This is a genomic window from Actinopolyspora alba (genome assembly GCF_900112765.1).
GTDB classification, from domain to species: Bacteria; Actinomycetota; Actinomycetes; order Mycobacteriales; family Pseudonocardiaceae; genus Actinopolyspora; species Actinopolyspora alba.
In genome coordinates, this window is record NZ_FOMZ01000002.1 from 123741 (window position 1) to 150679 (window position 26939).

A 26939-nucleotide genomic window follows, 5' to 3' on the forward strand; every position below is an offset into this window, starting at 1 on the left:
CGTGCGAACGTGCTTGAAAGACTCCCGACCTCCCTGGGCTTCCCACGGCTTTCACCACGGGAAACACTTTCCGTGCCGGGCTGACCTCCGATTCTATGGCCTGAGCTCGCGGGGGGCCGTTCCGGGTACCGACCCGCCCGAGCGGGCGAATTACGACACCCTCGTGCTTGAGTGGAAACGTGCAGGATCCACGGGAACAAGCCGGTGCGGCGCCGCGGACGTGCGCGGCGTGGTCCGAGACCCTCTCGGAGCCCCTGGCCGGCACCGCTGCGGTGGCGGCCAGCTGGTTGTGCCTGGAACAGCCGGGCCCCTGGGGCGGGGACGCGCTGGTGCGGAGCCATCTGGATCCCGACATCGGAGCCCGACTGGCCGAGCGTGCCGCCGAGACCGGGGTACGGGTCCAGCTCATCCGCAAACCGGGCAGGCACCCGGACACCGGGGTGGACGCGCCGCGCACCGTTTACTTCGCCCACACCCGCCCCGGGGCGAGTTGGCTGCGCCGCACGGAACTGACCGATCCGGCGGAACTGCTCGACCTCGACTTCCGGGCCTTCGCCCGCGGCGAACACGGCGGCTGGGGAACCCCCGTCACCGAGCCGGTACTGCTGGTGTGCACCAACGGACGCCGTGATCAGTGCTGTGCGCTGCGCGGGATCTCCCTGCTGCGCGAGATGGGACCGCGACACGAGGGCAAGCTGTGGGAAACCACACACACCGGCGGTCACCGGTTCGCGCCCACGGGGGTGGTACTGCCGTCGGGCTACAACTACGGGCGTCTCACACCGCACGGCGTGGACGCGGTGCTCTCCGCCGCGACGGCCGGAAAGATGACAACGGCACACTGCAGAGGGCGCTCCGCGTTCTCACAGCGCGCCCAGGTGGCCGAACTGGCGCTGCGCGAGAACCTGGGCGAACACGCGGGGGAAGCACTGACCGTGGCCTCGGAAGCCGACGAGGAAGTGGTGCTGCGGCACCGCGACGGGCGCCGCTGGAGCATCCGACTGCGCGAGATCACGCTGTCACCGCCGCGCCCGAACAGCTGCGGCAAGGCTCCGGTGCAGACGGGCACCTGGACCGCCGAGCGGATCCGCCGGCTGCCGGATCCGGAGTGAACCGGGTTCGAGAGCGGCGGCTTCGCGGCGCCCGACACGAACCTCGGGGCCCGACACGAACAGGGCCGGACATCCCGGGGGATATCCGGCCCGAACGTCGGGGTGGCGGGATTTGAACCCACGGCCCCTCGCACCCAAAGCGAGTGCGCTACCAAGCTGCGCCACACCCCGATGACCCCATCGGAACGACTCCACCAGGAGAATTCCCACGAAAGGGGTCCTTCGCGTGCACTCTATCGCTGTTGGCTAGAATACGGCACACGTGGTCGTCGAGATCGGCGGGACCCCCGGGGATCACCCACGGGGAGCCACTGTTGTAGTATCGGTGGCGCACTGCGGGTGTAGCTCAATGGTTAGAGCCCCAGCCTTCCAAGCTGGTTATGCGGGTTCGATTCCCGTCACCCGCTCGGTCTGTCGAATCGGTGGTCATCCGCACTGCGGGTGACCACCGATTTTCATGGCAGGCGCGGGTTCTCACGGCAGGCTCGGACATCCTCGGATCCGGTCGCGTTCCGGCACGACCGTCGAATCACCGTGCGGCTCCGTCGTCCGAGGAGCACCGCACCGGACACGACGCCGGTCCAACGGCGTCCCCGAGGAATCTGGTTGGCCCGCTGCGCGCGGTGCGCGCATCCTGAACGTTCGCCCACGCACCCCGGTCGACGCTTCCCAGCGTTCCGCTCCGGGATGCCGCGCGTTCCACTCGACACTTACGGAGGCGATGCGCCGTTGCGACGGCTCGAGTACAAGTGGCTCGTCGGGATAACTTTCGTACTGGCACTGGTCATGCAGATCCTGGACATGACCATCCTCAACGTCGCGCTGGCGACACTGGGAAAACGGTTCGACGTCGACGCCGGAACCCTGCAGTGGGTACTGACGGCCTACATGATCAGCCTGGCGGTGTTCATCCCCTCCTCGGGCTGGATCTCCGACCGATTCGGCAGCAAACGAACCTTCCAGTTCGCCGTGATCATGTTCACCGGGGCTTCCGTGATCTGCGGCGCGGCCCCCGGGATCAAAACGCTGATCGCCGCGAGATTCCTGCAGGGAATCGGAGGCGGCATGCTGGTCCCGGTCGGACAGGCGATGCTCTTCAGGGCGTTCCCGGCCGATGAGCGCGCCAAGGCTTCCGCGATTCTGGCCATCCCGATCACCGCCGCACCGGCGCTGGGACCGCTGCTCGGTGGGACGTTGATCGAGGTGGCCAGCTGGCGGTGGATCTTCTTCATCAACGTGCCCGTGGGCGCGCTGGCGCTGCTGTGCTCGATCCTGTTCCTGGTGGAGGAGCGGGGACAGCGCCCTGGGCGTTTCGACCTGCCCGGCTTCCTGCTCGCGGGCAGCGGGCTGGGCGTGCTGCTGTTCGGGCTGGACCGGGCCGCGCAGGACGGTTGGACCGACCCCGCGGTGTGGGCCTGCCTGCTGCTGGCCGTGGTACTGATCTGCGGGCTCGTGTGGCGGGAGCTCCGGGCGGCCGAACCGATGCTGGATCTGCGACTGCTCGGCAACCGGATCTTCGGAGCCGGTAACGTACTGCTGCTGTGTCAGACGGGTGCGATGTTCGGGGTGCTGTTCCTCATCCCGCTGTACTTGCAGAACCTGCGTGGTGCCTCCGCGTTACAGGCCGGTGCGATCCTGATGCCCCAGGCACTGTCCATGCTGCTGGTCACCCAGGTGATCAGCAGGATCTACGGCCGAGTGGGGCCACGGCGTCTGGTGGCGGGCGGATTCGCGATGCTGCTGGTCAGCACCGCCACCCTGCAGTGGCTGAGCCTTTCCGTCTCGCTGTGGGCCGTGGTCGGTTCGCTGTTGCTGCTCGGCGCGTCGATGGGGTTGTTGATGACTCCGCTGCAGACAGCCGCGTTCGCACAGATGAGTTCGGCGGCCATGGGGCAGGCGACCTCGCTGTTCAACGTGAGTCGCCAGGTGGCCACGGCACTGGCCACGGCCGTGGTAGCCAGTGCGCTGGTGATGTTCACCGAGGCGGCCACGAGTGGGTTGAGTTCACCCGATCCGGGAGAACTGGCGCGGGCGCAGCTGAGCGGTTTCCACGGTGCCTTCCTGGTACCGGTGGCCTTCGGTGTGCTCGGGCTGCTGCTGACCTCGCTGATACGCGACTCGGACGCCGTGGCCACACTCGATCAACGGGGGAAGGCGCGGCGGGAGAGATCCTCGGTGAACTGACACGGCCCCGGACCGCCCCGTCCCCGGCAGGCAGACTTGCCTCGTAGACAACCGAACGCCGTCAGAGCAGTCCCGCACCGTCGCGGACGGTGCATCGTCTGGGAGTGACCCACATGCCGCACGCAGATCAGGTCCGCAAACACGCACGCTGGCGCCAGGGGTGGTCCTCCGGCCGTAGCAGCCTGGCCTGGCTGCTACCGCTCGGTGACCAGCCGGAGCTGCGGAGACTGGCCAATCAGTACCAGTACTCGCTGCGCGATCTGCCCGGTTTCGACCCCGTACCACTGGAGTGGATGCACATCCTGCTGCAGGAGAACGGATTTCACGACGAAGCCCCGCAGGGACGTGCGGCGGCACTGCTGGAGGCGGCACGCGAGCGGCTGTCCTCCTTCGCCGCGCTCTCGTTGTCGTTCCACAGCGGGCTGGTGCTCCCGGAGGCGCTGGCACTGCCCGCCGAGCCGCAGGCCACGCTGACGGATCTGCGGGCGCGGCTGCGTGAGGCCACCGCGACGGTGGTGGGATCGGATCTCGCCGAGGAGCCCGAGGAGATCGACCAGCACGTGAGCCTCGCCTTTTCCACGGCGGACGGGCCCGCCGTCTTCGCGAAGGCGACGCTCGACGCGACCAGCGCCGAACCGGCCACGGTGCGGGTGCCGAGCATCTCGCTGGTACGGCTGAACCGGGATCACGCCTGCAACGAGTGGGAGGTCCTCGGCGAGGTCCAACTGTCCGGTTGACGGAACCGGCCGTACGGCTCCCCGGCCGTACGGCCGTACGAGCGGTTTACGACGAGCGCAGGGCTTCGACCACCGGAGATCCGGATCGAGCCGGTCGCCCTGCCGACCGCCAATCGCCCTGACAATCGTCAGTCGCCCTGACAGCCGGGGCACCAGTAGAGCTTGCGCCCGAGCAGCTCCGTCATGGCGACCGGGGTGGTGCACACCAGGCAGGGAGCGCCGGCGCGCCGGTAGACGTAGACCTCACCGCCGTGGCGGTCGTTCCTGGGCCGTCTACCTGTCATCTCGGGCGAGTGCTGTTCCCGAACGGTGTCGATGCGACCGGTACGGACTCCATCCGACATCAATTCGACCAGGTCGTCCCAGAGGGCGTCCCAGCATCGCCGGGACAGCGCGTTGCCCGGTAACCGGGGCGGGAGCCCCTGCCGGAACAACACCTCGGCCCGGTAGGCGTTGCCCACCCCGGCCAGCACGGACTGGTCCAGCAGCAGCGCCGCGATACCCGAGCGCGAGCGCGTCACGCGCTGCCAAGCGGTCTCGGGATCGGCGTCCGAACGCAACGGATCCGGCCCCAGCCGGGCGAGCCGCTCCGTCAACTCCTCCTCGGTGAGCAGTTCGCAGGCGGTGGGACCACGCAGATCGGTTCCGTGCGTGGGACCGACCAGGCGCATGCGGACCTTGCCGCGCGGTTGCTCGAGCGGCACGGGTGCCTCGGTGAACTTGCCGTAGAGCCCCAGGTGAACATGCACCACCCGATCCGGGGCGTAGTGGTGCCAGAGGTGCTTGCCGTGGGCCCCCGCGTCACGGAAGGTGACGCCGTCGAGCACTTCGGCGGCGGTGAAACGCCCCTGCGGACTGGTCACCCGGACCGGGCTTCCCGCGAACCGACGCCGATGCAGCTCGGCCAGCCGATGCACGATGTGTCCTTCCGGCACGACACCTCCAGGCACGACCCACCCCGCCGGCACCGACCGCCGCGGGGCCGCGAAACGGCGCGGCCCGCGTGACCAGCGGTGGCGGTGGGGATCACTTCTCGGGAAGGGCGGGGGGCTCGCCGGTACGTTCGTAGTCGGCCAGCATGTCGATCCGGCGCTGGTGCCTGCCGCCCTCGAACTCGGTGGTCAGGAAGGTGTCGACGAGCCCCTCGACCTCGTCGAGGCTGTGCATCCTGGCACCGATGCCCGCGAGCAGGGCGTTGTTGTGCTGCCGGGAGAGCTTCGCCGTGTCCTGGTTCCAGACCAGCGCGGCCCGCGCTCCGGGAACCTTGTTGGCCGCGATCTGCTCCCCGTTGCCGGAGCCTCCGATGACCAGACCGAGACTGCCGGCGTCGGCGACCACGCGGCGCGCGGCCTCGACGCAGAACGGTGGGTAGTCGTCCTCGGCGTCGTAGACGGCGGGACCGACGTCGACCACCTCGTAACCGAGACGGTCGAGTCGTTCGACCAGGTGTGACTTCAATTCGAGACCGGCGTGATCGGAACCAAGATAGACGCGCACACGTGTAGTCTGCCAAACCGCTCCACGCGCATTACTCACCCGGTCAAGGGACAGAAATGCCATACGAACAAGCGACATCACCGACCGCACAGCCCGATCACACGGTGAGGTTCGAATGGGGGACGGCGGGCCTTCGCACCCTCGGGGAGCAGTGTGCCGTGCTGGTGGTGGTGGACGTGCTCTCCTTCGCCACGGCGGTGGACGTGACCACGGCCGCGGGCGCCCACGTGCTGCCACTCCCCTACCGGGACGAGCGGACCGGTGACGCCGCGGCGGCGGCCGGAGCGGTGCTCGCCGGTGAGCGGGGCAGCGGAGGGTACTCGTTGAGTCCGGCTTCGCTGGTGAGCGCGCCCGCGGGCACACTCGTCGCGCTGCCCTCACCCAACGGGGCCACGCTGTGTTCGGAGGCGGCGGGATCGGGCGCGGTGGTGTTCACCGGCTGCCTGCGCAATGCCGCCGCGGTCGCGGCGGCAGCGGGTTCGGCTGCTCACAACGGTCCCGTCGGGGTGATCGCCGCGGGGGAACGCCGCACCGACGGTTCGTTGCGTTTCGCGGCGGAGGACCTGCTCGGGGCCGGAGCGATAATCTCTGCACTGCCCGTACCGACGTCCGCCCGTTCGATCGAGGCGGACTTGGCCGCACGAGCCTACGAGGCCTCCGACGATCTCGCGCGAGATGTACGGGAATGCGTCTCCGGTCGCGAGCTCGCCGGACGGGGCTACGGGGCGGACGTCGAGCTGGCGCTCGCGCGGAACGCCGGCTCGACGGCGCCCAGGCTGCACGCGGGGGTGTTCAGCCACCACTGATCGTTCCGGTCGCACCGGAGCGGGTTCCCACCAGGAGTCTCGGCAAGCGGACGACGGCCGGGGAGCACGGACAACGGGGCGGAAAAGTCCGGACGATCCCCCCGGCCCCCGCAGCCGGTCGAACCGCCGTCAGTCGAACCGGGGGGCTTCCGTACGAGTCCGCTTGAGCTCGAAGAAGTACGGGTAACCCGCCAACGTGCGCGCGGCGTCGAACAACTCGCCCGCCTGCTCCCCGCGCGGAACGCGGGTCGTGATCGGACCGAAGAACGCCACACCGTCCACGTGGATGGTCGGTGTACCCACCTCGTCGCCCACGGGGTCCATGCCCGCGTGGTGGCTGGCACGCAGCTGCTCGTCGTACTCGTCGGTGATCGCCGCCTTGGCGAGCGTGTCGGGCAGCCCGACCTCCGCCAGGGACTCGGTGATCACCCGGTCGAAGTCCTTGTCACCGTTGTCGTGGAACCGCGTTCCCATCGCGGTGTAGAGCGGGGACAACACCTCGTTGCCGTGGTGCTCGGCGGCGGCGATGGCGACGCGGACGGGCTTCCAGGCCCGCTGCATCATCTCGTCGTACTGGTCCCCCAGTTCACGCTCCGCGTTGAGCACGGAAAGGCTCATGACGCGGAACCGCAGGTCGATGTCGCGCACCTTCTCCACTTCGAGGATCCACCGGGACGAGACCCAGGCGAACGGACAGATCGGGTCGAAGTAGAAGTGGACTTGCGGCTTCTGCGGACTGTCGGTGCTCATCAACACGCCTTCCACGATCACATGTGGTCACGATTCCGGTTGGTCAACCACCCGAAGGGGTCATCGTGTTCCCGGCTGCCGTGGATTCGCGGATGTGGGCGCGCGCACCGAGGGGCGATTTCCGCTCACGTCTCCCTGATCGAAGTTCTCGGTCGGGTTGGTGGGTCGCGCAATCGGCGGCACCTCCCGCACGCTCCCGCTCCGGGAGGCCCGACATCGGGTAGCGAGTGCCGGAGCGTGATTTCATTCCGGCATGATTGTTTCCGGGCATCGCGTGACCCGCGGCCCGGCTCCCATCCGACGACGATCAACGAGGTGATCCGTGGCTCCGCCGAACCTGACCCGCCAACAGGCAGAGCAGCGCGCCGAACTGCTGCGCGTGCACTCCTACGCGATCGAGCTCGACCTGTCCGACGGCGCGGGCGGGGAGAACGTGGAGGTCTTCGGATCGAAGACGACCGTGCGGTTCGCCGCCCGACAGGGCGCCACCACGTGGATCGATCTGATGGCCGCACAAGTGCACCAGGCCTCCCTCAACGGCGTGGAACTGGATCTGTCCGACTACGACGAGGAAACGGGGATCGCGCTCCCCGACCTGGCGGAGCAGAACGAGCTGGTCGTACGCGCCGACTGCCACTACACCAACACCGGTGAGGGGCTGCACCGTTTCGTCGATCCCGTGGACGGCGGGGTGTATCTCTACAGCCAGTTCGAGACGGCCGACGCCAAACGGATGTTCGCCTGCTTCGACCAGCCCGACCTCAAGGCGAGTTTCCAGCTGACGGTGACGGCGCCGAGCACCTGGCGGGTCGTTTCGAACTCACCGGGCGAGATCACCGCTTCCAGCGAAACCCGCGCCACGCACACCTTCGAGGCCACCGCCCCGATCTCCACCTACCTGGTGGCACTGGTGGCGGGCCCCTACGCGGAGTGGCGCGACGTCTACAGCGGCCCGGAGGGCGAGATCCCGCTCGGGCTCTACTGCCGTGCCTCGCTGGCCGAGTACCTGGATCCCGAACGGCTGTTCACCGAGACCAAGCAGGGATTCGGCTTCTACCAGCGGGCGTTCGGCGTGCCCTACCCGTTCGCCAAGTACGACCAGTGCTTCGTGCCCGAGTTCAACGCGGGTGCCATGGAGAACGCCGGCTGCGTGACCTTCCTGGAGGACTACGTCTTCAGGTCGAGGGTCACCGGGTACTTCTACGAGCGCCGCGCCGAAACGGTGCTGCACGAGATGGCGCACATGTGGTTCGGCGATCTGGTCACCATGCGCTGGTGGGACGACCTCTGGCTGAACGAGTCCTTCGCGACCTGGGCCAGCGTGCTCGCGCAGGCCAACGCCACCGAGTACACCCACGCCTGGACGACCTTCGCGAACGTGGAGAAGTCCTGGGCATACCGGCAGGACCAGCTGCCCTCCACGCACCCGGTGGCAGCCGACATCGAGGACCTGCAGGCCGTCGAGGTCAACTTCGACGGGATCACCTACGCCAAGGGCGCCTCGGTGCTCAAGCAGCTGGTGTCCTACGTGGGGCTGGAGAACTTCCTCAGCGGGTTGAAGATCTACTTCGACAGGCACGCCTGGGGCAACGCGCGGCTCTCCGACCTGCTCACCGCGCTCGAGGAGGCGTCGGGGCGGGACCTGTCGTGGTGGAGTGCGCAGTGGTTGGAAACCACGGGGCTCAACACGGTGCGCCCCGAGTTCGAGACCGACGAGCAGGACCGCTTCACCGAGTTCACGGTGCTGCAGGGGCCCGCGAGTCCGGGCGAGGGCGAGTACCGCACGCACCGCATCGCGGTGGGCGTCTACGACGACGACCCCACCACGGGCAAGCTGGTCCGCACGCACCGGGTCGAGCTCGACATCTCCGGTGAGCGCACCGACGCCCCCGAACTCGTCGGGGTGCCGCGCGGCAAGCTCGTGCTGGTCAACGACGACGACCTGAGCTACTGCACGATGCGGCTGGACTCGCGATCGCTGGCCACCCTGGTGGAGCGGATCGCCGACATCGATCAGTCGTTGCCGCGCGCGTTGTGCTGGTCGACCGCCTGGGAGATGACCAGGGACGCGGAGATGCGGGCGCGCGACTTCGTCAGCCTCGTGCTCGGCAAGGACAGCGACGGCGGCATCGGAGGCAAATCCGAGATCGGCGTGGTGCAGCGGGTCCTGATGCAGGCGCGCACGGCACTGGGCGCCTATGCCGATCCGGGTTGGCAACCGGAGGGTTGGCAGCGCTACACGGATCGGCTGCTGGAGCTGGCACGCGGCGCCCGGCCCGGTTCGGACAACCAGCTCGCCTTCGTCAACGCGTTGACGGCCGCGAAGCTCGACGAGGACAAGCTCACGTTGCTGCGCGGTTGGCTCGACGGTTCGCGGGTGCTGGAGGGATTGGTGGTGGACACCGACCTGCGCTGGCAACTGCTGCACGCCCTCGTGGCACACGGCGCGGCGGACGAGTCCGAGATCGACGCGGAGCTGGCAGCCGACTCCACCGCCACCGGCAGGCGGCGCGCGGAGCGCGCGCGGGCGCTCCTGCCCACACCCGAGGCCAAGGAACGGGCGTGGCAGCGAGCCGTGCACGACGACGAACTGCCCAACGCCATCAACGAAGCGATCATCTCCGGGTTCCAGCATCCCGCCCAGCACGAGCTGTTGCTCCCCTACGTGCGGCGTTACTTCGACGAGATCGACGAGGTGTGGCAACGGCGCTCCAGCGAGCGGGCACAGCCGACGGTGATGGGGCTGTTCCCCTCCTGGTCCGTGGACCCCGGGACGGTCGAGGCCGCGGACACCTGGCTCGCCGGGGAGCACCCCTCGGCCCTGCGTCGCCTGGTCTCGGAGGGCCGTGCCGGAGTGGTGCGCGCGCTGACGGCACGCGAGTTCGACCGCTCCTGATCGGAAAGCACAGCACGGGTGGTCGGGCTCGCGAAGCCTCCTTCACGGACCCGGCCACCCGATCTCCGGCCCGAGGGCACGCCGTTGCCCGCTCCCCACCGGACGGCACCGCCACGAGCACGCCCTTCCGGGTGGCATCCGGCGAAGATCACCCAATCGCAGGATCACCGCGCGTAGGCTTGTGATCGCGCACCGTCCAACACGTCGTGGAGCGGCCGATGCCCGAGCTGATAACCGCCATCGCCACGCTGTTGTGGCCGCTGATCACCCTGCTGGTGCTGCTGCTGTTCCGACAGGCGATCGGAAGAGTGCTGCGTACCGCCGAGAAACGCGAGCTGGAGTTCGAGGTGGGCGGGCAGCGGCTCACCTTCCACGAGCTCAACGATCAACAGAACGAGATGATCCAGGACCTGCAGCGACAACTCAGCATCCTGAGCAGTCGACTGGACGAGCGGGAAGCGGTGCCTGCGGGCACGGTCCCGAGCAGGGGCGGGGACGGGGCGAGCACGCCCGAGGAACCCGCCGGGTGGGAACTGGACGGCGATCCCGAGTCGGCTGAGCTGCCCCCCGTACAGGCACCGGTGGGTCCGGAACCGTTCGCGGTGCTGTGGGTCACCGACCGCGCCCAGAGCCACGCACTGCTCGTGGAGCAGCTCCGCAACAACGGGGTGCGGGTGACGATCACGGCCACCACGTCGGAGGCGGTGGCCGAAGTGTCCAAACGGCCCTACCGCGTGGTGGTTTCGGACATGGCCCGCAAGGAGGACGGGCAGTGGATCACAGACGCGGGCCTGGCGCTACTCCGCGAGCTGCGCGACCTGGGCATGGAGATACCGGTGATCGTCTTCGGCACGCAGCGCGGGCAGCTGCAACACGCCAACCAGGCTCGCCAGTTGGGCGCCGTGGCCACCACGTCCTCGTCCTACGAGATGTTCCGACACTTCCAGAACTTCGGGCTGCTCTGAGCGTCCCCCGCCGTCACCGGGACGGGATCGTGATCGGGCGTCTCGGCACGCCCCGGGTGTTCCGGCGTGTCCGCCGCCGAAACACCCGGGTCCGCGGTTCGAAACCCTGCCGGTGGAAACCCCGGGCCTGCCGGTGGAAACCCCGTCAGTGATGCTCACCTTCGGTTTCGAAATCGGTTCCGGCCGCGTCGGAGAGCATCCGCAACGCGCCGATGAGCCCCTCGATCAGGTCACCCTCCTTGAAGGAGGCGACCATGTTCATCACGGCCAGGTTGCAAGTGCGGTCGGGTATCCGCCGATAGGCCTGTTCGCCGGTGACGATCTCCAGACAACGCTGGGAGGGCGAGACGGCGATGAGCACACCGCGCGATGCGCGGCCGCCCAGACCGGCGTGGATCTGCTCGGCACGCTCACGGGTTCGCTCCCCCAGACCACCGAGGTAGATCGCGAATTCGAGCCCGGTCGTGCGGGTGGACAGTGTCAGCGCCTCGTCCAACCGCGCGAGCTCTCCCGGGGAGAACGGCAGTTTCGGGCGCTCCGGCTCGATACGGCGCGCGATCGACAGCCGACCACCCGCTGTAAGAGCGTGTCCCTCCTCGAGTTCGGCCGGGTTCACGTCCGCCGCTGTTCGGGTCATCTCACCAGTTGCCACGAGCGCCTCCCCTTGCGGTACCGGTCTCCGACTCGGACTCCGCGTGTTCGGTAGATGGGCTGCTGGGGCTCACACCGGCGGGGTTCGCCACCCACAGCACCGACGGGAAGTTCCACTCCCCGTCGGGGCGGTAACGGGCACGGAACAGTCTCGGCCACAGCACCATCAACATGACGAGGCCGTAGACAGCCGCCGGTATCACGGCCAAGACGAGTACGGTCTGCACGACAGTCACACCAGCACGGTATCCGATTTCCCCCACGCGCGGTCGACTACCTGTGCCTCCTGCCTCACCCACTGGGAAAACCTCACCCCGTTCCCAGCACAACCCGACCGCGACGCCGTGAAGTAATCGTGCGGTCACTAAATACACACCACGACTGACACCATTCCTTGTCCCCCGGGCACCTTCGGTGCTGCTTTCGCCCCATTCGGAACCGCCATTCGGAGCCGAACCGGACGGCCGCTCGGAGGGGTCGAGTTGGCGGCTTGTACCGGACAGTTTCCGATTCTAGATTTCACCTGTATGGATCTTGCGTAATTGATCGCATCCATGACAGGAGCAGTTCCGAACACGTGAGGAAACGATGATGACCATCGAAACCGGGAACAGCAGCGCCAATTTGATCTTTCCGTGTGACGCATTTACCCCGAATGAATACTCTGCGTGCACAAAACGGGTGATCCGAACCGGGACGGGAACCGGGACCGGAACTCGGCTCCGGACGGGGGTGCGGATCAGCGGCAGGGAAGGCGTGCGGATCAGCGGACACGCCGGTGTGCGAATCAGCGGCAGGAGCGGCGTGCGAATCAGTGGCCGCGCGGGAGTACGGATCAGCTCGCTGGGCGGGGTGCGGATCAGCGGCCATCAGCGAGGAGTGCGAATCAGTGGCAGCCACGACTCCCGCCGGGCGGACTCCGGCGCGGGCGTGCGGATCAGCGGCAACACCGGAACGGGCGGAACGAACGAACGCCGACCTGCCACGCCGCGCTGTAACGAACGGCGAAGGGGCGGACGGCAGCCGGTCACACCGGTGGGAGACACACCGCGACCCGGGCAGAGCCGCGGCGCTCATCGGGACGGGCCGAGCATCGAGAACGACGGCCCGCCTCACCGTTCAGTGTGATGCGACCTCGCCGAGATAGGGCAACCACATCGGATCGGGGTCGGTCGCGCCGGCCAACAGCCGCCAGTGCCTGCCGCGCGGCGCCTTCGGCGTCTCCGGAAGGCGCCACCCCAGCTCACGAAGCGTCCGATCGGCCTTTCGATGATTACACCGCGTACAACAGGCCACACAGTTCTCCCAGCTGTGTGCGCCACCCCTGCTCCGAGGAACCACATGATCGATGGTCTCCGCACGCACGCCGCAGTAAACACAGCGATGGTTGTCCCGCAGCATCAAGGCGGAGCGGGACAGCGGAACCCGCCCGCGATAGGGAACGTGCACGAACCGGCTCAGTCTGATGACCGAGGGAACCTCGATGCTGTGCGTCGCCGAATGCAACATCGATCCAGCGGAATCACCGTGCACCACTTCGGCCTTGCCGCAGACGATCAACACGATCGCCCTGCGCACGGGCAGTGCGGTCAACGGTTCGAACGTCGTGTTCAGTAGTAGTACCCGCCGCTTCGGCCAAGCGCCCACGCCCTCCGATCTGTCGACGGAGGCCGACAGCCGGTGACCCCGCTTACGTCCGGCAGGACGCGCGGGGGCGCGGGGCGGCGCCGCCTTCGGAGCGCCGCACGGGATCGGTTTTCGGTCGGGCACTCGACCACCTCCACCGTGTATGTGCATCAGTCGAACACAGAACCCGCCCGGAACGCACGTGTGATCCGCGCCGCACCGGTGACCGGATACCGAAAATTCGACGAAGAGAAGGCAACACGATCGGAAATGTACGGTTATCCGTGGCGACGAAGCCACTCCGATCATTCGGATCCAGCCGATTCGGCACACGACCGACCGCGTCATGTGAACGGACGAACGTTTTCGATACCCGTATCGTCCGGGGAGTGAACGAGGTTCAGTCATTGCCGGAGTCATATCCGAACGCGCATCGCACGGACACGGTGGAAACGCCGCACGGGTTCGAGGTGCGCGATCCCTACCGCTGGTTGGAAGACCCTTCGGACCCGGCCTGCGAGGCGTGGTCACGTGAGCAGGACCGACTCACCGACGCGTGGCTGCGCGACCTGCCCCGGCGCGAGGAGATCACCGAGCGGCTGAGCGCGCTGCTGCGCACCGGGTCGGTGTCGGCGCCGGTGTGGCGCAACGGCCGCTCGTTCTTCACCAGAAGGGAGAGCGACCAGGAGTTCCCGGTGCTGTTCGTGCGCGAACCGAGCGGAACGGTTCGGCAACTGCTCGACGTGACCGAGCTCGATCCGTCCGGACTGACGACGCTGGACCGGTGGAGTCCCAGTCCGGAAGGGGACCGACTCGCCTACCAGGTCTCGAGCGGCGGGGACGAGGAGTCGCTGCTGCACGTGCTGGACGTGACCACGGGCGAACCGCTGGAAGGTCCCATCGACCGGTGCCGCTACTCCTCGGTGGCCTGGCTTCCCGGTGGCGCCGAGTTCTACTACGTCCGCAGGATCGCCCCTGAGCTGGTCCCCGAGGACGAACGACAGTTCCACCGCCGGGTGTGGCTGCACCGGGTGGGAAGCGACCCGGACGAGGACGTGCTGGTCCACGGCGAACAGCTGCATCACACCTACTTCTACTCCGTGAGCCTGTCCCCGGACGGCAGCTGGCTGCTGGTGCACGGCAGTCCGGGAACGGCACGTCGTGATTCGCTGTGGATAGCGGATCTGCGAAACGGTGAGCGCGTTCCCGAACTGCGACGCGTGCTGGACGACGAGCAGGGCGTGCAGGCGAGTGCTCGGGTGGAACCGGACGGGTGGATGTACATCCGCACCACGCTGGACGCCCCGCGCGGCAGGCTCTGCGTCGCCGATCCGAACCGCCCGGACCCGACCGACTGGACGGAGCTGATCCCGGAGGATCCGGAATCGGTGCTGGAGACCTCACGCTGGCTCGACAGCACTGGGTCGGATCCGCGACTGGCCGTGTTGCGCACCGCACACGCGGTCTCCGAACTCACACTGCACGACGCGGGCACCGGCGAGCTCCGTCGTGCGGTCCCGTTGCCCGGCACCGGCCAGGTGACCACGATGAACACGGTGGACACCCGGACCACGACCGGACGTGACCGCATCTGGCTCGGCTGGACCGATTTCGCCACTCCACCGTGCGTGTACTCGTACTCGGTGGCCACGGACGAGACGGAGGCGGTGGAACACGCCCCCGGCCAGGAGGCCGTACCGGAGATAACCAGCACCCAGCTGAGTTACAGCTCGGCGGACGGCACCACGGTACGGATGTTCGTGCTCGCTCCCGCCACACCACCGCACGGGCCACTGCCCACGCTGCTGACGGGGTACGGCGGTTTCGCACTGTCCAGGGAACCCGCCTACACCCCCAACGCGCTGGCGTGGGTAGCCGCGGGCGGTGTGTGGGCGTTGCCCTCGTTGCGCGGTGGTGCCGAGGAAGGGGAACAGTGGCACCGAGCGGGCATGCGGGAGAACAAACAACGCGTCTTCGACGACTTCCACGCCGCGGCCGAGCACCTGATCGAACGGGGCTGGACCACCTCGGAGCAGCTGGCCATCAGCGGTGGCTCCAACGGCGGGCTGCTCGTGGGAGCGGCGCTGACGCAACGCCCCGAGCTGTACCGGGCAGTGGTCTGCTCGGCGCCGCTGCTGGACATGGTGCGCTACGAGAAGTTCCTGCTCGGCAGACTGTGGAGCGAGGAGTACGGCAGCGCCGAGAATCCCGAGGAACTCGAATGGTTGCTGTCCTACTCGCCGTACCACAACATCGGCGAGGCCACGGAGTACCCGGCGGTGCTGCTGTCGGTGTTCGAGTCGGACAGCCGGGTCGATCCGATGCACGCACGCAAGATGTGCGCGGCACTGCAGCACGCGACGAGTTCACCACCGGACAAACGCCCCGTACTGCTCCGGCGCGAGACGGAGGTGGGGCATTCGGCACGTTCGGTCTCCCGTAGTGTGGGCATGGCGACCGACCATTTCGCGTTTCTCGCGGAAGCCACCGGACTCATCCGGAAGTAGCAGGTCAGCGACGGGTGCTTCGCAGGAGCACCCGTGCTCGCATCGTGGACGGCGGGGCGTTCACGAAGCTCGCTCGACAACGCCGGGTCCGCTCGACGGCCTCGGGCGCACCGGCCCACCCGTCGGATCGCCGAAGCGCACGTGTGGGAGGCCCCACTCGTACACCGACCGTGAAGAACTTTCCAACGTCCGCGTGGAGCCCCGAAACCATGACGACCACGTTGCCCCTGGCACAGTCCCAATGCTCGGACGAGTCGAGCCGATGGTGCGAGACCGTCTTCGACTGGACCGGCAACTCGTGGCTGGCCAACTACTCGGAGATGCTGATCGCCACCCCGCTGCGGATCCTGCTGATCGTCGTGGTGGCGTTTTTGACTCGCTACATCCTGCACCGGATCATCACCAGGCTCAGCCGCACCAACGGCGAGGCACCGAAGCTGCTGCAGCCACTGCGGGAACGGCGTGGCGAGGCGGTATCGGGCGAGACGCTGGCCGAGCAGCGGAGCCAGCGCGCACGAACACTGGGCTCGGTGCTGAAGTCGGTGGTCAGCTTCGTGGTCTTCGTGTTCGCGGGTTTCTACGTGCTGCGAGAGTTCGGCGTGGATCTGGCGCCGTTGATCGCCTCGGCCGGAATCGTCGGCGTCGCGCTGGGATTCGGCGCGCAGAACCTGGTGCGCGACTTCCTGTCCGGCATGTTCATGATGATCGAGGACCAGTACGGGGTCGGCGACTGGGTGGACCTCGGTGAGGCCGGCGGTACCGTGGAGACGGTGGGACTGCGAGTCACCACGCTGCGCGACATCAACGGCACCGTCTGGTACGTGCGCAACGGCGAGATCCTGCGGGTCGGCAACTCCAGTCAGGGCTACGCGGTCGCGGTGGTGGATCTGCCCGTGGCGCACAGCAGTGACGTGGCGCGCGCGCAGGAGGTGGCGCAGTCGGTCGCGGCCTCGGCGGCACAACGGGAACCGCTCTCCAAGGACGTACTGGAGAAGCCGGAGATGCTCGGTATCAACCAGATCACCTCGGATACGATCACGCTGCGGTTGACCGCCAAGGTGCGTCCGGGACAGCAGTGGGCCGTGCAGCGCCTGCTCCGCGCCGAGATCAAGCGGGCCTACGACGAGGCGGACATCAAGCCGCCCTACCCGGCTGGGCGCTTGATGCCGGAGCCAGGCGAACAGCAGTGACGTCGAAGCCTCCCGAGGAGGGCATGTGAGCACTCCGGAAACCTTCTACGACGAGGTCGGTGGCGAGGCCACCTTCCGAACCATCGTGGCCCGCTTCTACGAGGAGGTCGCCAAGGACGAGCTGCTCAGGCCGCTGTACCCGGAGGAGGATCTCAGCGGCGCCGAGCAACGGCTGCGCCTGTTCCTGATGCAGTACTGGGGCGGCCCGCAGACCTACTCGGAGCAGCGCGGGCACCCTCGACTGCGGATGCGGCACGCCCCCTTCAAGATCGGCCTCGCCGAGCGTGACGCCTGGCTGCGCTGCATGCGAATCGCCCTGGACGAGGTGGAGCTGACGCGGCAACAGCGTGACCGACTCTGGCAGTACTTCGAGATGGCCGCACACAGCATGGTGAACTCGTGGTTCTGACCTCGTGGTTCCGACTCCGCGTCGGTACGAGGCGGTCGGCCCGCCCACCGCTGATTCCGGGCGAACACCCGGTCGGCTCAGGACCGCCCACCACCCCACGACCTCGCTGCGTATCCTGATCAGGCGTGCTCGGTCGCCTCCGCTTCGAAGTGATCGGTCCTTTCGGGCAGGTCCATACCGAACCGCCGTTCTCCGGTGATCTCCCCAGCGACGACGGGCGGCGGTAGGAGTGCTGGAATACCCGGCACGACACCGCGGCAGAGTTCGCGGTATTACGGTTATCGACAACATCGACACCGGAGACCGGCGTCGCAGCCGGCGTCCGGGCGCATCGGCCTCGTCGTCGGACACTCGGCTACGGTGGCCGGACGCAGTTAAGGGGTGACCACTGTGCGCCGCTGGACAGAACAAGACGCCCCCGGCCAGGAGCGGCTTCCCTGGTGGTGGGACGCGACGCACTACGCGATCGACGTCCGGCTGTTCGCGGATTCCGACGGTGACGGTGTCGGCGATCTGGACGGTCTGCGCAACCGGCTGGGGTATCTCGAACTGCTCGGCATCGACACGGTGTGGCTCACCGGGGTCGCGATGACGGGTGTGGGCCCCAACATCGGTGAACCGCGGCAGGCCGCCGCGATCCTGGAATCCTTCGAACACCTGACCACGGCCGCCCACGACTGCGATCTGCGGGTGACCCTCGACATCGGTGCGGACATCTCCGATCTCCGGCAGCCCCGGGCGCAGCAGGAGCTGGTCCGCACGCTGCGATTCTGGACCGACCGGGGGGTCGACGGTTTCCGCCTCGCCCTCTCCCGCCGTGGTGCGTACTCCGGCGTCCCCGACGCCGAGGGGCTGGATCCGGAGACCTCCCGCGCCATCAGAGCGGCGCTGGCAGAGGAGTCGGACAGGCTGATCGGCTCTCTGGTGGAGGAACAGCAGTCCAGCCGGGGGGTGTGGGACGTCGACTTCAACCGCTCCCTCGCGGAGGCGGAGTTCGAGGCGGGTGAGATCCGGGAGGCGATCAGCAAGGAACTGGCCGCGTGCCGGGAGTTCGGAACGCGCCCCGGCTGGCTGGTTTCCGGCCGGAGCACCCCGCGACAGGTCACCCGGTACGGCGGTGGCGAACTCGGTCGGGCGCGTGCGCAGGCCATGTCACTGGTGACGCTGGCGCTGCCCGGAGTCGTGTGCATCGACAGCGGGGAGGAACTCGGGCTGCCCGAGGTCATCGACTCCGACGCCGAGAACCGTCCCGGCGAACTCGTCGGTGCGCGGGTGCCGATGCCGTGGGAGGGCAACGAGCCACCGTACGGTTTCAGTGCTAACCCGACCTCCTGTCTACCGGTACCGGCCGACTGGCGGGAGCTCACGGTCGAGGCGCAGTTGGAGAGCGCGGATTCCACCCTGTCGCTGTACCGTCAGGAACTGGAACTGAAACGCACCGCTCCCGCGGAAGCCGGTGTCGGCGAGAGCTCCGGCACCGCGGGGCTCTTCGACGAGGACACCGTGGAATGGTACGGAGCCCCGAGCGGCTGCCTGGCGTTCCGACGGGGTGTGGGCGGAGTGATCTGCGCGCTGAACACCTCGGAGCAACGGGTGCCACTCCCCCCGGGAGAGCTCCTCCTTTCCAGCACTCCGCTGGTGGACGGGCAGCTACCGCCGAACTCGGCGGTGTGGTTGACCGCGAACTGACCGGGGTCGGCCCGCGGTATCGACGACCGGTGCGGTGCTCGCCGGCGCTTCGGCGCCGAGACATCACGCCGGTGGCTCGCACCGCCACGGATCCCGCGACCGGTCTCGGGGCCACCGGTCTCGATGACGCCGGAAGTCTGGCGCGGGGAAACCGCGGTGCGTGGACGACGGATAACGGCGATACGCCTCGTTCGAGCCGACGAGATTTCAAGATCCACTCGATCGTGGTCCCGTCGACATCGCTGCGACGAGGAAACTCAGTGACAGGATGGGCCACCGTGGGCTTGAGCGAATTGAGCCGCGAAGACTCGACGGCGGGGCGTGGCTGGTGGGAAGATCGAATCTTTTACCGTGTCGATGTCCGGGCGTTCAGCGACTCCGATGCCGACGGGGTCGGTGATCTGGAGGGCGTTCGGGACAGGCTCGGGTACTTGGAACTGATCGGTATCGACGCCATCTGGTTGACCGGTGTGCTGGCTTCACCCGTGGGGCGCCCCGGGCAAGGGCGGGACGTGGATCCGTTGGTAGGCACCCTGGGCTCGTTGGAAACGCTGCTGGCCGAAGCACACGCGGCTGGGATGCGGGTGACGTTGGACCTCGCCGTGGACGGCACGGAGATCGTTCACAGCGAGAACCAACGGGAACTGGTGGAATCGCTGCGGTTCTGGAGCGGGCACGGCGTCGACGGGTTCCGCGTCGCCGCACTACCGGGCATCACCGGCCCGATCGACGAGTCCACGCACCGGATCGTACGAATGATCCGCTCGGCGCTCGACGAACGGGAATCGGTCATGCTCGGCGGCCTGGTCAACGGCTGGCGCACCGGACTCGGCGAACTGATGGAGCTGGACGTCGGCGTGGACCTGCGATTCAGCCTGACCCAGTTCGACGCCACCGAGATACGCCGGATCGTGGACACCGTGCTGACGGACTCGGACAACAACGCGGGAACACCGGTATGGACGCTGTCCACATGGGAAAACCCGCGCCCGACCACCCGGTTCGGGGGTGGTGCGCACGGCCTGGCACGCGCACGGGCGATGGCGCTGGTCCAGTTCGCGCTGCCGGGGTCGGTCGGAGTGGACAACGGAACGGAACTGGGTCTGCCGGAATCCGAGAAGCCCGATCGCACGAGCAGCCAACCCGCCCGCGGCCCGATCCCCTGGGAGGGGACACAACCGCCGTTCGGTTTCTCCGCCGCGCCCGGCAACTGGTGGCCCACCCCACCCAGCTGGGCCGCGAGCACCGTGGAGGCGCAGTTGGAGGACCCGTTGTCGACGCTGTCGCTGCACCGCAACGCGATGGAGCTGCGACGCCGCCACGAGATCGCGCACCGCACCACGGTGCGCTGGTACGGCGCGCCGCGCGGCTGTCTGGCGTTTCGCTGCGACCGTGCCGGCCTGACCTGCGCGCTGAACGCTTCCGGCACGAGCGTGCCGAAACCACCGGGCACGGTCGTGCTGTGCAGCGGATCTCTGGAGGGCGAACGCATCCCGCCGAACACGGCGGTGTGGCTGACCTGAGTCGGTCGGGAGGTTCCGCCGAGCGGACGACCCGGCGACCCGACCGAAAACTTCGATCAGGTCAGCAAGGGCAGCAGGGCGTACCGCCGTCGAACCACGGCCCCGAACCGGGAGTCGATGCGAAGCCACGTCTCGGTGGCGCTGACTCGTACGATCTCCTCCTCCGGAGGATCGCTGGCCAGAAAACCCATCCCGGTCAGCACGAACAAACAGCGCAACGGAACTTTGACCTGCAGCCCCGAACCGCTGACGGTGAACACTTCCTGGTCCATCAGCGAAGCGGGCGGAGTGCCCTTCGGCCCCACGTTCTGCCTGGCGACACCGACCCCCTGCTCGGCGACCTCACCGACCACCCTGGCAGGCAGGTCGTCCACGTGCCGCCACCCCTCCGGGGGAGGCAGCTCGGAGCGCCACAACAGGTCCCGCTGCGGGCCGGGATCCATCACCGGCCCGTTGGAAACCGTCAACGCGGCCAGCAACTCGTTGCCCGAGACACTCACGTCGGCTGGTTCGACCTCGCCCCCCACCGAACGAGTGCACAGCGCGTCGAACGGGGTGGCCGACCAGACGTCGATCCGTTCGGCGTCGGACCTGTTCCGCAACCGCACGACCGCCTGACCGTCCAGCCGCACGGCACGGGCCACGAACGCGCTCAGGTCGTCACGTTCGACCGAACCGGGCATTCGCAGTTCAGGCAATTCGCTGCTCCTCGTTCACGAGCGGATCGAGTACCCACTCCGCGAGGAACGAACGCTCACCCTCGGTGAGGCGACGCGGACGTCCGGCTCGCAGATCGTAGGGAACCATCATGGTCTCGGCGGTGGCCACCGAATCGTCACCACCCGCGGCGACAGCGTAGTCGACCACGAACGAGGCCGTGCGCAACTCGCGCACCGACATGCGCACCTGCACGGCTCCCATGCGGTATTCCACCGGAGAGCGGTAGTCGACCGACAACCGGGCCACCACCATTCCCTCCGACATACCGCCGTGGCCCCGCCGTTCCGCTTCGTTGAAGAGCAGCCCCGCACGGGCCTCCTCGAGCAGCGTCACGGTTCTGGCATGGTTCACGTGCCCGAAGGCGTCCATATCGGACCACCGCAGGGGCACTTCGGTGACGTAGGCTCCCACCTTTTGCCTTCCTTAGCGCACAGCCGAACAACAGGGGTCGGACAGCGACCGCGCCACCGGGTCCCCGGTTACACCGTACGCGGCCACGGTGCGGAACCGGATCCGACGAACGGCCCACCGCCTGCCGGGCGGAGCGGGAGGCCCCTCGGGCCGATCGGCGGGTGAACGAACCGACCCGAGGGGCAAGCCGTCAACGCACCATGCTGCGCAGCTGCCTGGCCGCCACGGACAGCGTCGCCAGGTCCTGACGTCCCGAACGCCTGATCTCCTCCAACGACGCCCTGGCCCGTCCGATGCGGGAGGCGTTGGCCGACTCCCACTGCGCGATCTTGTTCTCGGGATGCTCCTCCGGATCGCTGCTACGCAGCACATCCACCGCGATGGCTCGCAGCGAGGCGTACAGGTCGTCACGCAGCGCCAGCCGCGCCAGCGCGTGCCACCGGTTGCCGCGCTCCAGCTCGGCGACCGACACCAGCATCCGCTCCATGTCGAGGTACTCCCACAGCGCGTAGTAGAGCTCCGCGCTCTCGCGGGGACTGCGTTCGGCCACGATGCCCGCGTCCCGCTCCGCCAGCTCCGCTATCTCGGTGATGTCCAGCAGCGCGAACGTGTCCAGCAAGGTGCTGACACGCCGTGCGGTCCGCTTCGGCACGCCCCGATTCACGAGTCGGTCGGTCTCGGTCGCGGCGTTGGCAGCCGCCCGCCCGTGCAGCATCTCCCACACCGACTCGGCCAACTCGGTGACCACGGGACGGAAGCGATGTATCTCGGCGCCGATGGCCAACGGCTGCGGACGGTTGGAAAGCAGCCACCTGGAGGCCCGGTCCAGCAGGCGACGGGTCTCCAGAACCATGGAGTCGACGACATCGATGGGAACCGTGCCGTGCAGCTGTTCGATCTCCTCCCACAGCGCGGGGAGATCGTAAACGCCGGTCACCACTTCGAAGGCGCGTACCGCGTCGGTGGTGTCGGCGCTCATCTCCTCCGACAGGCGGTACGCGTAGGAAATGCCTGCACCGTCGACCACTTCGTTGACCAGCAGGGTCGTGGTGATCTCGCGGTGCAGCGGGTGCTGGCGCACCGCCTGGCCGTACTGTCCGCGCAGCGGGCGCGGAAAGTACTCGGGCAGCCGCGAGGCGAAGGCTTCCGTGTCGGGCAGGTCGCTGGCCAGCACGTCCTGCTTCAACGCGAGTTTGACGTGGCCCATGAGGGTCGCCAACTCCGGCGAGGTGAGACCGTCGCCTGCCTTCTCGAGCTGCCGGAACTGCGCCGGGGTCGGCAACGCCTCCAGTTCACGGTCCAGTCCGGTGCGCTTCTCCAGTTCGGCGACCTGCCTGGCGTGCACCGAGAGCATGGGCGCCGCGTGCGAGCGGGAAGTGCCGAGCACGGCGTTCTGGCGATAGTTGTCCGCCAGCACCAGCTCGGAGACCTCATCTGTCATCTCCCGCAACAACTGGTTGCGCCGGTCCCGGTCCAGTCGCCCGTCGGCGACCAGCTGGTCCAGCAGCACCTTGATGTTGACCTCGTGGTCCGAGCAGTCGACACCCGCCGAGTTGTCCAGCGCGTCGGTGTTGACCTTGCCACCGTCGCGGGCGAACTCGATACGCCCGAGCTGGGTCATCCCGAGGTTACCGCCCTCACCGACCACGCGGGCACGCAGGTCGGCACCGTCCACCCGCACCGGATCGTTGGCCTTGTCCCCCACCTCGCCGTGAGTCTCGGTGCTGGCCTTGACGTAGGTACCGATACCACCGTTCCAGAGCAGGTCGACGGGCGCCCGCAGAATCGCCTTGATCAGTTCGGCCGGCGCCAACCGGGCGACGTCGTCGTCGATCCCGAGCGCGGCGCGGATCTCGGGGTTGAGCGGGATCGACTTGGCGGAACGCGGCCAGACACCGCCGCCCTCGCTGATCACGTCGCGATCGTAGTCGTCCCATGTGGATCGGGACATGGCGAACAGCCGGGAGCGCTCGGCGAACGATGCGGCGGGATCCGGAGTCGGGTCGATGAAGACGTGCATGTGGTTGAAGGCGGCCACCAAGCGGATGTGCTCGGAAAGCAGCATCCCGTTGCCGAAAACGTCACCACCCATGTCGCCGACACCGACGACGCTGAACTCCTCGCGCTGCGTGTCGGTACCGAGTTCGCGGAAATGCCGTTTGACGCTCTCCCAGGCCCCCTTGGCTGTGATGCCCATGGCCTTGTGGTCGTAACCGACCGACCCGCCGGAGGCGAAGGCGTCGCCCAACCAGAAGCCGTAGGACTCGGCGACCTCGTTGGCGATGTCGGAGAACGTCGCGGTCCCCTTGTCGGCAGCGACCACCAGGTAGGTGTCCTCGGCGTCGTGTCGGACCACGCGGTCCGGGCCGACCACCTGCCCGTCGACCAGGTTGTCGGTCAGATCGAGCATGCCGGAGATGAACATGCGGTAGCACGCGACCCCCTCGTCACGGACCGCTTCCCGGTCGGCCACGGGGTCTCCGGTCGGTGCGGGCTGGCGCTTCAGGACGAACCCGCCCTTGGCCCCCACCGGCACGATCACCGCGTTCTTGACCGCCTGCGCCTTGGCCAGCCCCAGGATCTCGGTGCGGAAGTCCTCGCGACGGTCGGACCAGCGAAGTCCGCCACGCGCCACCGAGCCGAACCTGAGGTGCACTCCTTCGAAGCGGGGGGAGTACACGAAGATCTCGTACTGCGGCCGCGGCTCGGGCAGGCCGGGAATCTCCTGCGGTTCCAGTTTGAACGACAGGAAGGAACGGGACCGCGACCACTCGTCCTCGACGAAGTAGTTGGTGCGCAGCGTGGCCCGGATCAGTCCGAGGTAGGCACGCAGGATGCGATCGGCGTCCAGGCTGGTGACCTCGTCGACGGCTCGTTCCGCGGCCTCGACCAGTTCCTGTTCCCTGGAGAACCGCAGCGTGTCCGCGATACCCGGATCGAAGCGCGTCTCGAACAGCCTGATCAGCCGCACTGTGATCGACTCGTGCGTGATCAGCGCGTCCTCGATGTAGTCCTGGCTGTAGGCCACTCCGACCTGCCGCAGATACTTGGCGTAGGCACGCAGCACCGTGGTCTGCCGCCAGGTGAGCCCGGCCCGCAGCACCAGTGAGTTGAACCTGTCGACCTCGGCCTCGTTCTGCCAGGCGGCACGGAAGGCCTCCTCGAACCGCTCCCGAAGCGTGTCGATCCGTTCACCGTCGGACGGATCGAACACCCCCCGCCCTGGACGCAGTCCGAAATCGAAGATCCAGCGGGCGGTGTCGTCGTCCGGGGAGATCTCGTAGGGCCGTTCGTCGACGACCTCCACCCCCATGCTCTGCAGCACCGGAAGCACCCTGGACAACGTCACCCGCTCGGTGAGGAACATCTTGAAACGCCGGTCGCCCGGTCCGGCATCACGTGGCGTGTAGAACGACATCGCGAGGTCACCGGGACTGGAGAGCGTCTCCAGCCTGCGCAGATCGATCAAGCCGTCGGATGCCTCGAAATCCTCCTTGTACGCCTCGGGGAAGGCCGCCGCGTAGCGCAGCCCGACCTCGTTGATGGTCTCGGAGCCGAACGAGACGAGACGACCGTCCCGACGTGCCTCCGTGCGGTCCCCCACGCGTTCCGACTCGACCTGTTCGACCATGTCGTCGTCCCAGGTGCGGATGGCTTCGCTGAGTCGGCGCTGCACCCGGTTGACATCGGGGTCGAACCTGCTTCCCGGTTCGGTGTGCACCACGAAATGCACTCGGGCCAGCGCGGACTCACCCACCCGGGTGCTGTACTCCAGACCTGTTCCTCCCAGCTCCGCCAGCAGCACTTCCTGCATCGCCAGTCGGGAACGGGTCGTGTATCGGTCACGCGGCAGGTAAACCAGGCACGAGAAGAACCGGCCGTAGGGGTCGCGCCGCAGGAAGGGCTTGAGCTTGCGACGTTCCGCGAGGGCGAGCACCCCGGTGATGATCTCCAGCAGTCTGTCGGAGCCGGTGGCGAACAACTCGGTACGCGGATAGCTCTGGATCTCCTCGAGCATGCGCTGCCCGGAGTAGGACTCCAACGGAAAACCGGCGCGGTGGATCACCTCGCGGGCCCGGCGGGCTATAACCGGTATTTCCAGCACGTTCTCGTGCAGCGCGGTGGTGGTGAACAGACCGATGAAGCGGTGCTCACCGGACATCCCACCATCGGAGTCGAAGGTTTTGACCCCCACGTAGAACGGATGCCCGGCGCGATGCACGGGGGAGTTCGCGTTCGCCTGGGTCAGCACCAGCAACTCGTCGTCCGGTGACTCGACGAGTATGTCCGGGCCGGTGGACAGCGTCCTGGCGACGCCGTTGTCGGACCGCAGCACACCGAGACCGGAGGCGAGCACCGGTCGCAGTGTCGGCCCGCCGGAGTCCTCGTCGTGCACCACCTCGTCGTGGCGGTACCCCAGGAAGGTGAAATGCCCTTCGGCCAGCCAACGCAGCAGGGCGGCGGCATCGGTGGATTGCTCCACGGTCGACTGGGAACTGTCCCGCTCCAGCGAGTCCGCGAGCCGGCGGGCGGTCTCGTTCATGCGGTCGGTGTCCTCGACGACCTCGCGCACGTCGGTCAACACCCGCAACAGGCCGTTCTCCAGCTCGGTTATCCGATCCGGGTCGGCCAATTTGTCGATCTCGAGGAACATCCACGACTCGGCCAGGGCGTCCTCGGGCGGGTTCGAGGGATCCGCACCGGGCAACACCTCACGCAGCTCACCCGCGACGTCCCTGCGCACCACCACAATGGGATGAACCACGCGTTGCACCTGCGCACCGGCGTGCGACAACTCGGCGATCACCGAGTCGACCAGGTAGGGCATGTCGTCGGTGACGAGCTGGACCACCGAGGCGGGGCTGTACCAGCCCTCGACGGCACGGGTCGGGTTGAATATCCGCACCATGGCACGTCCGGGCGCGCGGTGGGCGGCCAGCTCGTAGTGCGAGCGCAGCGCACCTGCGAGATCGTCCGGCTCCTCGCTCACGACTTCCTCGGCCGGGACGTGGCGATAGTAAGTACGTAGCAGGTGGGCCAGTTCCGGGACCGTTCGCACGGCTCGCTCCACCAGGCTCGTCAGATACTCGGGGCCTACCGCACCCGGGTCGGACGTCCGCGGTGTCCGCTCTCCGTTCGGCACGGTGTGCTCGGTACTCAACTGTCCGGATTCAGAGGTCATCGTCACGCAGCTCCACAACTAGCGGCACCTCGTTGTGCCAACAAGACCACCCTAGAGTGCTCGACGGCGTGATCGGTGACGGGC

Annotated in this window: 20 protein-coding genes and 2 tRNA genes; 12 read left to right on the forward strand and 10 right to left on the reverse strand. The window is 67.8% G+C overall.

The annotated features are described in order from the left end of the window. Positions 1–179: 179 nt before the first annotated feature. Positions 180–1112: a ferredoxin family protein gene (locus BM150_RS03160; RefSeq protein ID WP_092923623.1), complete on the forward strand. Its 933-nt coding sequence runs from the start codon at positions 180–182 to the stop codon at positions 1110–1112. A gap of 97 nt (positions 1113–1209) precedes the next feature. Here the strand turns inward: BM150_RS03160 and BM150_RS03165 are convergent. Continuing rightward, positions 1210–1283, reverse strand: a tRNA-Pro gene (locus BM150_RS03165). 164 nt (positions 1284–1447) lie between these two features. Between BM150_RS03165 and BM150_RS03170 the strand changes: the two genes are divergently transcribed. From BM150_RS03170 to BM150_RS03180, 3 genes are all read left to right on the forward strand, one after another. Continuing rightward, a tRNA-Gly gene (locus BM150_RS03170) sits at positions 1448–1519 on the forward strand. A gap of 322 nt (positions 1520–1841) precedes the next feature. After that, positions 1842–3296, forward strand: a complete 1455-nt coding sequence (locus BM150_RS03175; RefSeq protein ID WP_092923628.1) for a DHA2 family efflux MFS transporter permease subunit — start codon at positions 1842–1844, stop codon at positions 3294–3296. A gap of 113 nt (positions 3297–3409) precedes the next feature. Next, positions 3410–4033, forward strand: a complete 624-nt coding sequence (locus BM150_RS03180) for a 2'-5' RNA ligase family protein (protein WP_092923631.1) — start codon at positions 3410–3412, stop codon at positions 4031–4033. Positions 4034–4161: 128 nt separating this feature from the next. On the opposite strand, the gene BM150_RS03185 is transcribed toward BM150_RS03180, so the two are convergent. Beyond that, positions 4162–4968, reverse strand: a complete 807-nt coding sequence (locus BM150_RS03185) for an Fpg/Nei family DNA glycosylase (RefSeq protein ID WP_092923634.1) — start codon at positions 4966–4968, stop codon at positions 4162–4164. 91 nt (positions 4969–5059) lie between these two features. Continuing rightward, positions 5060–5530 carry a ribose-5-phosphate isomerase gene (locus tag BM150_RS03190; RefSeq protein ID WP_092923637.1) on the reverse strand — a complete coding sequence of 157 codons (471 nt, stop codon included), beginning with the start codon at positions 5528–5530 and terminating at the stop codon, positions 5060–5062. Between the two features lie 104 nt (positions 5531–5634). Here BM150_RS03190 and BM150_RS03195 point away from each other — a divergent pair, with 104 nt between their 5' ends. Continuing rightward, positions 5635–6336: a 2-phosphosulfolactate phosphatase gene (locus BM150_RS03195; RefSeq protein ID WP_245755229.1), complete on the forward strand. Its 702-nt coding sequence runs from the start codon at positions 5635–5637 to the stop codon at positions 6334–6336. A 129-nt stretch (positions 6337–6465) separates the two neighbouring features. Here the strand turns inward: BM150_RS03195 and BM150_RS03200 are convergent, their stop codons facing one another. Next, positions 6466–7086 carry a mycothiol-dependent nitroreductase Rv2466c family protein gene (locus tag BM150_RS03200; RefSeq protein WP_092924378.1) on the reverse strand — a complete coding sequence of 207 codons (621 nt, stop codon included), beginning with the start codon at positions 7084–7086 and terminating at the stop codon, positions 6466–6468. Between the two features lie 322 nt (positions 7087–7408). Here BM150_RS03200 and pepN point away from each other — a divergent pair, with 322 nt between their 5' ends. Continuing rightward, the gene (gene pepN, locus BM150_RS03205) at positions 7409–9982 is read left to right on the forward strand and encodes an aminopeptidase N (RefSeq protein WP_092923643.1); all 2574 of its coding nucleotides are present in this window, start codon (positions 7409–7411) and stop codon (positions 9980–9982) included. A 218-nt stretch (positions 9983–10200) separates the two neighbouring features. Further along, positions 10201–10947 carry a response regulator gene (locus BM150_RS03210; protein ID WP_092923646.1) on the forward strand — a complete coding sequence of 249 codons (747 nt, stop codon included), beginning with the start codon at positions 10201–10203 and terminating at the stop codon, positions 10945–10947. A 145-nt stretch (positions 10948–11092) separates the two neighbouring features. Here BM150_RS03210 and BM150_RS03215 read toward each other — a convergent pair whose 3' ends face one another. From BM150_RS03215 to BM150_RS03230, 3 genes are all read right to left on the reverse strand, one after another. Next, positions 11093–11599: a DUF5130 family protein gene (locus tag BM150_RS03215; protein ID WP_092923649.1), complete on the reverse strand. Its 507-nt coding sequence runs from the start codon at positions 11597–11599 to the stop codon at positions 11093–11095. Next, on the reverse strand, positions 11586–11834 hold the full coding sequence (gene ctaJ / locus BM150_RS03220) for an aa3-type cytochrome oxidase subunit CtaJ (RefSeq protein ID WP_092923652.1): 249 nt from the start codon (positions 11832–11834) through the stop codon (positions 11586–11588). The genes BM150_RS03215 and ctaJ overlap by 14 nt, the downstream gene beginning before the upstream one ends. An 883-nt stretch (positions 11835–12717) precedes the next feature. After that, positions 12718–13368, reverse strand: coding sequence for an HNH endonuclease (locus tag BM150_RS03230; RefSeq protein WP_342752521.1), 651 nt, complete (start codon positions 13366–13368; stop codon positions 12718–12720). A 245-nt stretch (positions 13369–13613) separates the two neighbouring features. Between BM150_RS03230 and BM150_RS03235 the strand changes: the two genes are divergently transcribed. From BM150_RS03235 to BM150_RS03255, 5 genes are all read left to right on the forward strand, one after another. Then, positions 13614–15731 carry a prolyl oligopeptidase family serine peptidase gene (locus tag BM150_RS03235; RefSeq protein ID WP_092923658.1) on the forward strand — a complete coding sequence of 706 codons (2118 nt, stop codon included), beginning with the start codon at positions 13614–13616 and terminating at the stop codon, positions 15729–15731. Positions 15732–15940: 209 nt separating this feature from the next. After that, the gene (locus BM150_RS03240) at positions 15941–16921 is read left to right on the forward strand and encodes a mechanosensitive ion channel family protein (protein WP_092923661.1); all 981 of its coding nucleotides are present in this window, start codon (positions 15941–15943) and stop codon (positions 16919–16921) included. Positions 16922–16946: 25 nt separating this feature from the next. After that, positions 16947–17330: a globin gene (locus BM150_RS03245; protein ID WP_092923663.1), complete on the forward strand. Its 384-nt coding sequence runs from the start codon at positions 16947–16949 to the stop codon at positions 17328–17330. 390 nt (positions 17331–17720) lie between these two features. After that, positions 17721–19019 carry an alpha-amylase family glycosyl hydrolase gene (locus tag BM150_RS03250; RefSeq protein WP_245755231.1) on the forward strand — a complete coding sequence of 433 codons (1299 nt, stop codon included), beginning with the start codon at positions 17721–17723 and terminating at the stop codon, positions 19017–19019. A gap of 260 nt (positions 19020–19279) precedes the next feature. Further along, positions 19280–20542, forward strand: a complete 1263-nt coding sequence (locus tag BM150_RS03255) for an alpha-amylase family glycosyl hydrolase (RefSeq protein WP_092924381.1) — start codon at positions 19280–19282, stop codon at positions 20540–20542. A 56-nt stretch (positions 20543–20598) separates the two neighbouring features. Here BM150_RS03255 and BM150_RS03260 read toward each other — a convergent pair whose 3' ends face one another. The 3 genes from BM150_RS03260 to BM150_RS03270 form a co-directional block, all read right to left on the reverse strand. Further along, positions 20599–21240, reverse strand: coding sequence for a DUF8185 domain-containing protein (locus BM150_RS03260; RefSeq protein ID WP_092923669.1), 642 nt, complete (start codon positions 21238–21240; stop codon positions 20599–20601). After that, the gene (locus tag BM150_RS03265; protein WP_092923671.1) at positions 21233–21673 is read right to left on the reverse strand and encodes an acyl-CoA thioesterase; all 441 of its coding nucleotides are present in this window, start codon (positions 21671–21673) and stop codon (positions 21233–21235) included. Before BM150_RS03265 ends, BM150_RS03260 begins: the two co-directional genes overlap by 8 nt. A 190-nt stretch (positions 21674–21863) precedes the next feature. Then, the gene (locus BM150_RS03270) at positions 21864–26855 is read right to left on the reverse strand and encodes an NAD-glutamate dehydrogenase (protein ID WP_092923674.1); all 4992 of its coding nucleotides are present in this window, start codon (positions 26853–26855) and stop codon (positions 21864–21866) included. Between the last annotated feature and the right edge of the window lie 84 nt (positions 26856–26939).

What these genes read in the sequence shown, in the direction of transcription:
- BM150_RS03180 (WP_092923631.1), top strand. Translation starts at nt 3,410, where the DNA reads ATGCCGCACGCAGATCAGGTCCGCAAACACGCACGCTGGCGCCAGGGG.
- BM150_RS03200 (WP_092924378.1), bottom strand. Translation starts at nt 7,086, where the DNA reads ATGAGCACCGACAGTCCGCAGAAGCCGCAAGTCCACTTCTACTTCGAC.
- BM150_RS03210 (WP_092923646.1), top strand. Translation starts at nt 10,201, where the DNA reads ATGCCCGAGCTGATAACCGCCATCGCCACGCTGTTGTGGCCGCTGATC.
- BM150_RS03240 (WP_092923661.1), top strand. Translation starts at nt 15,941, where the DNA reads ATGACGACCACGTTGCCCCTGGCACAGTCCCAATGCTCGGACGAGTCG.
- BM150_RS03270 (WP_092923674.1), bottom strand. Translation starts at nt 26,855, where the DNA reads ATGACCTCTGAATCCGGACAGTTGAGTACCGAGCACACCGTGCCGAAC.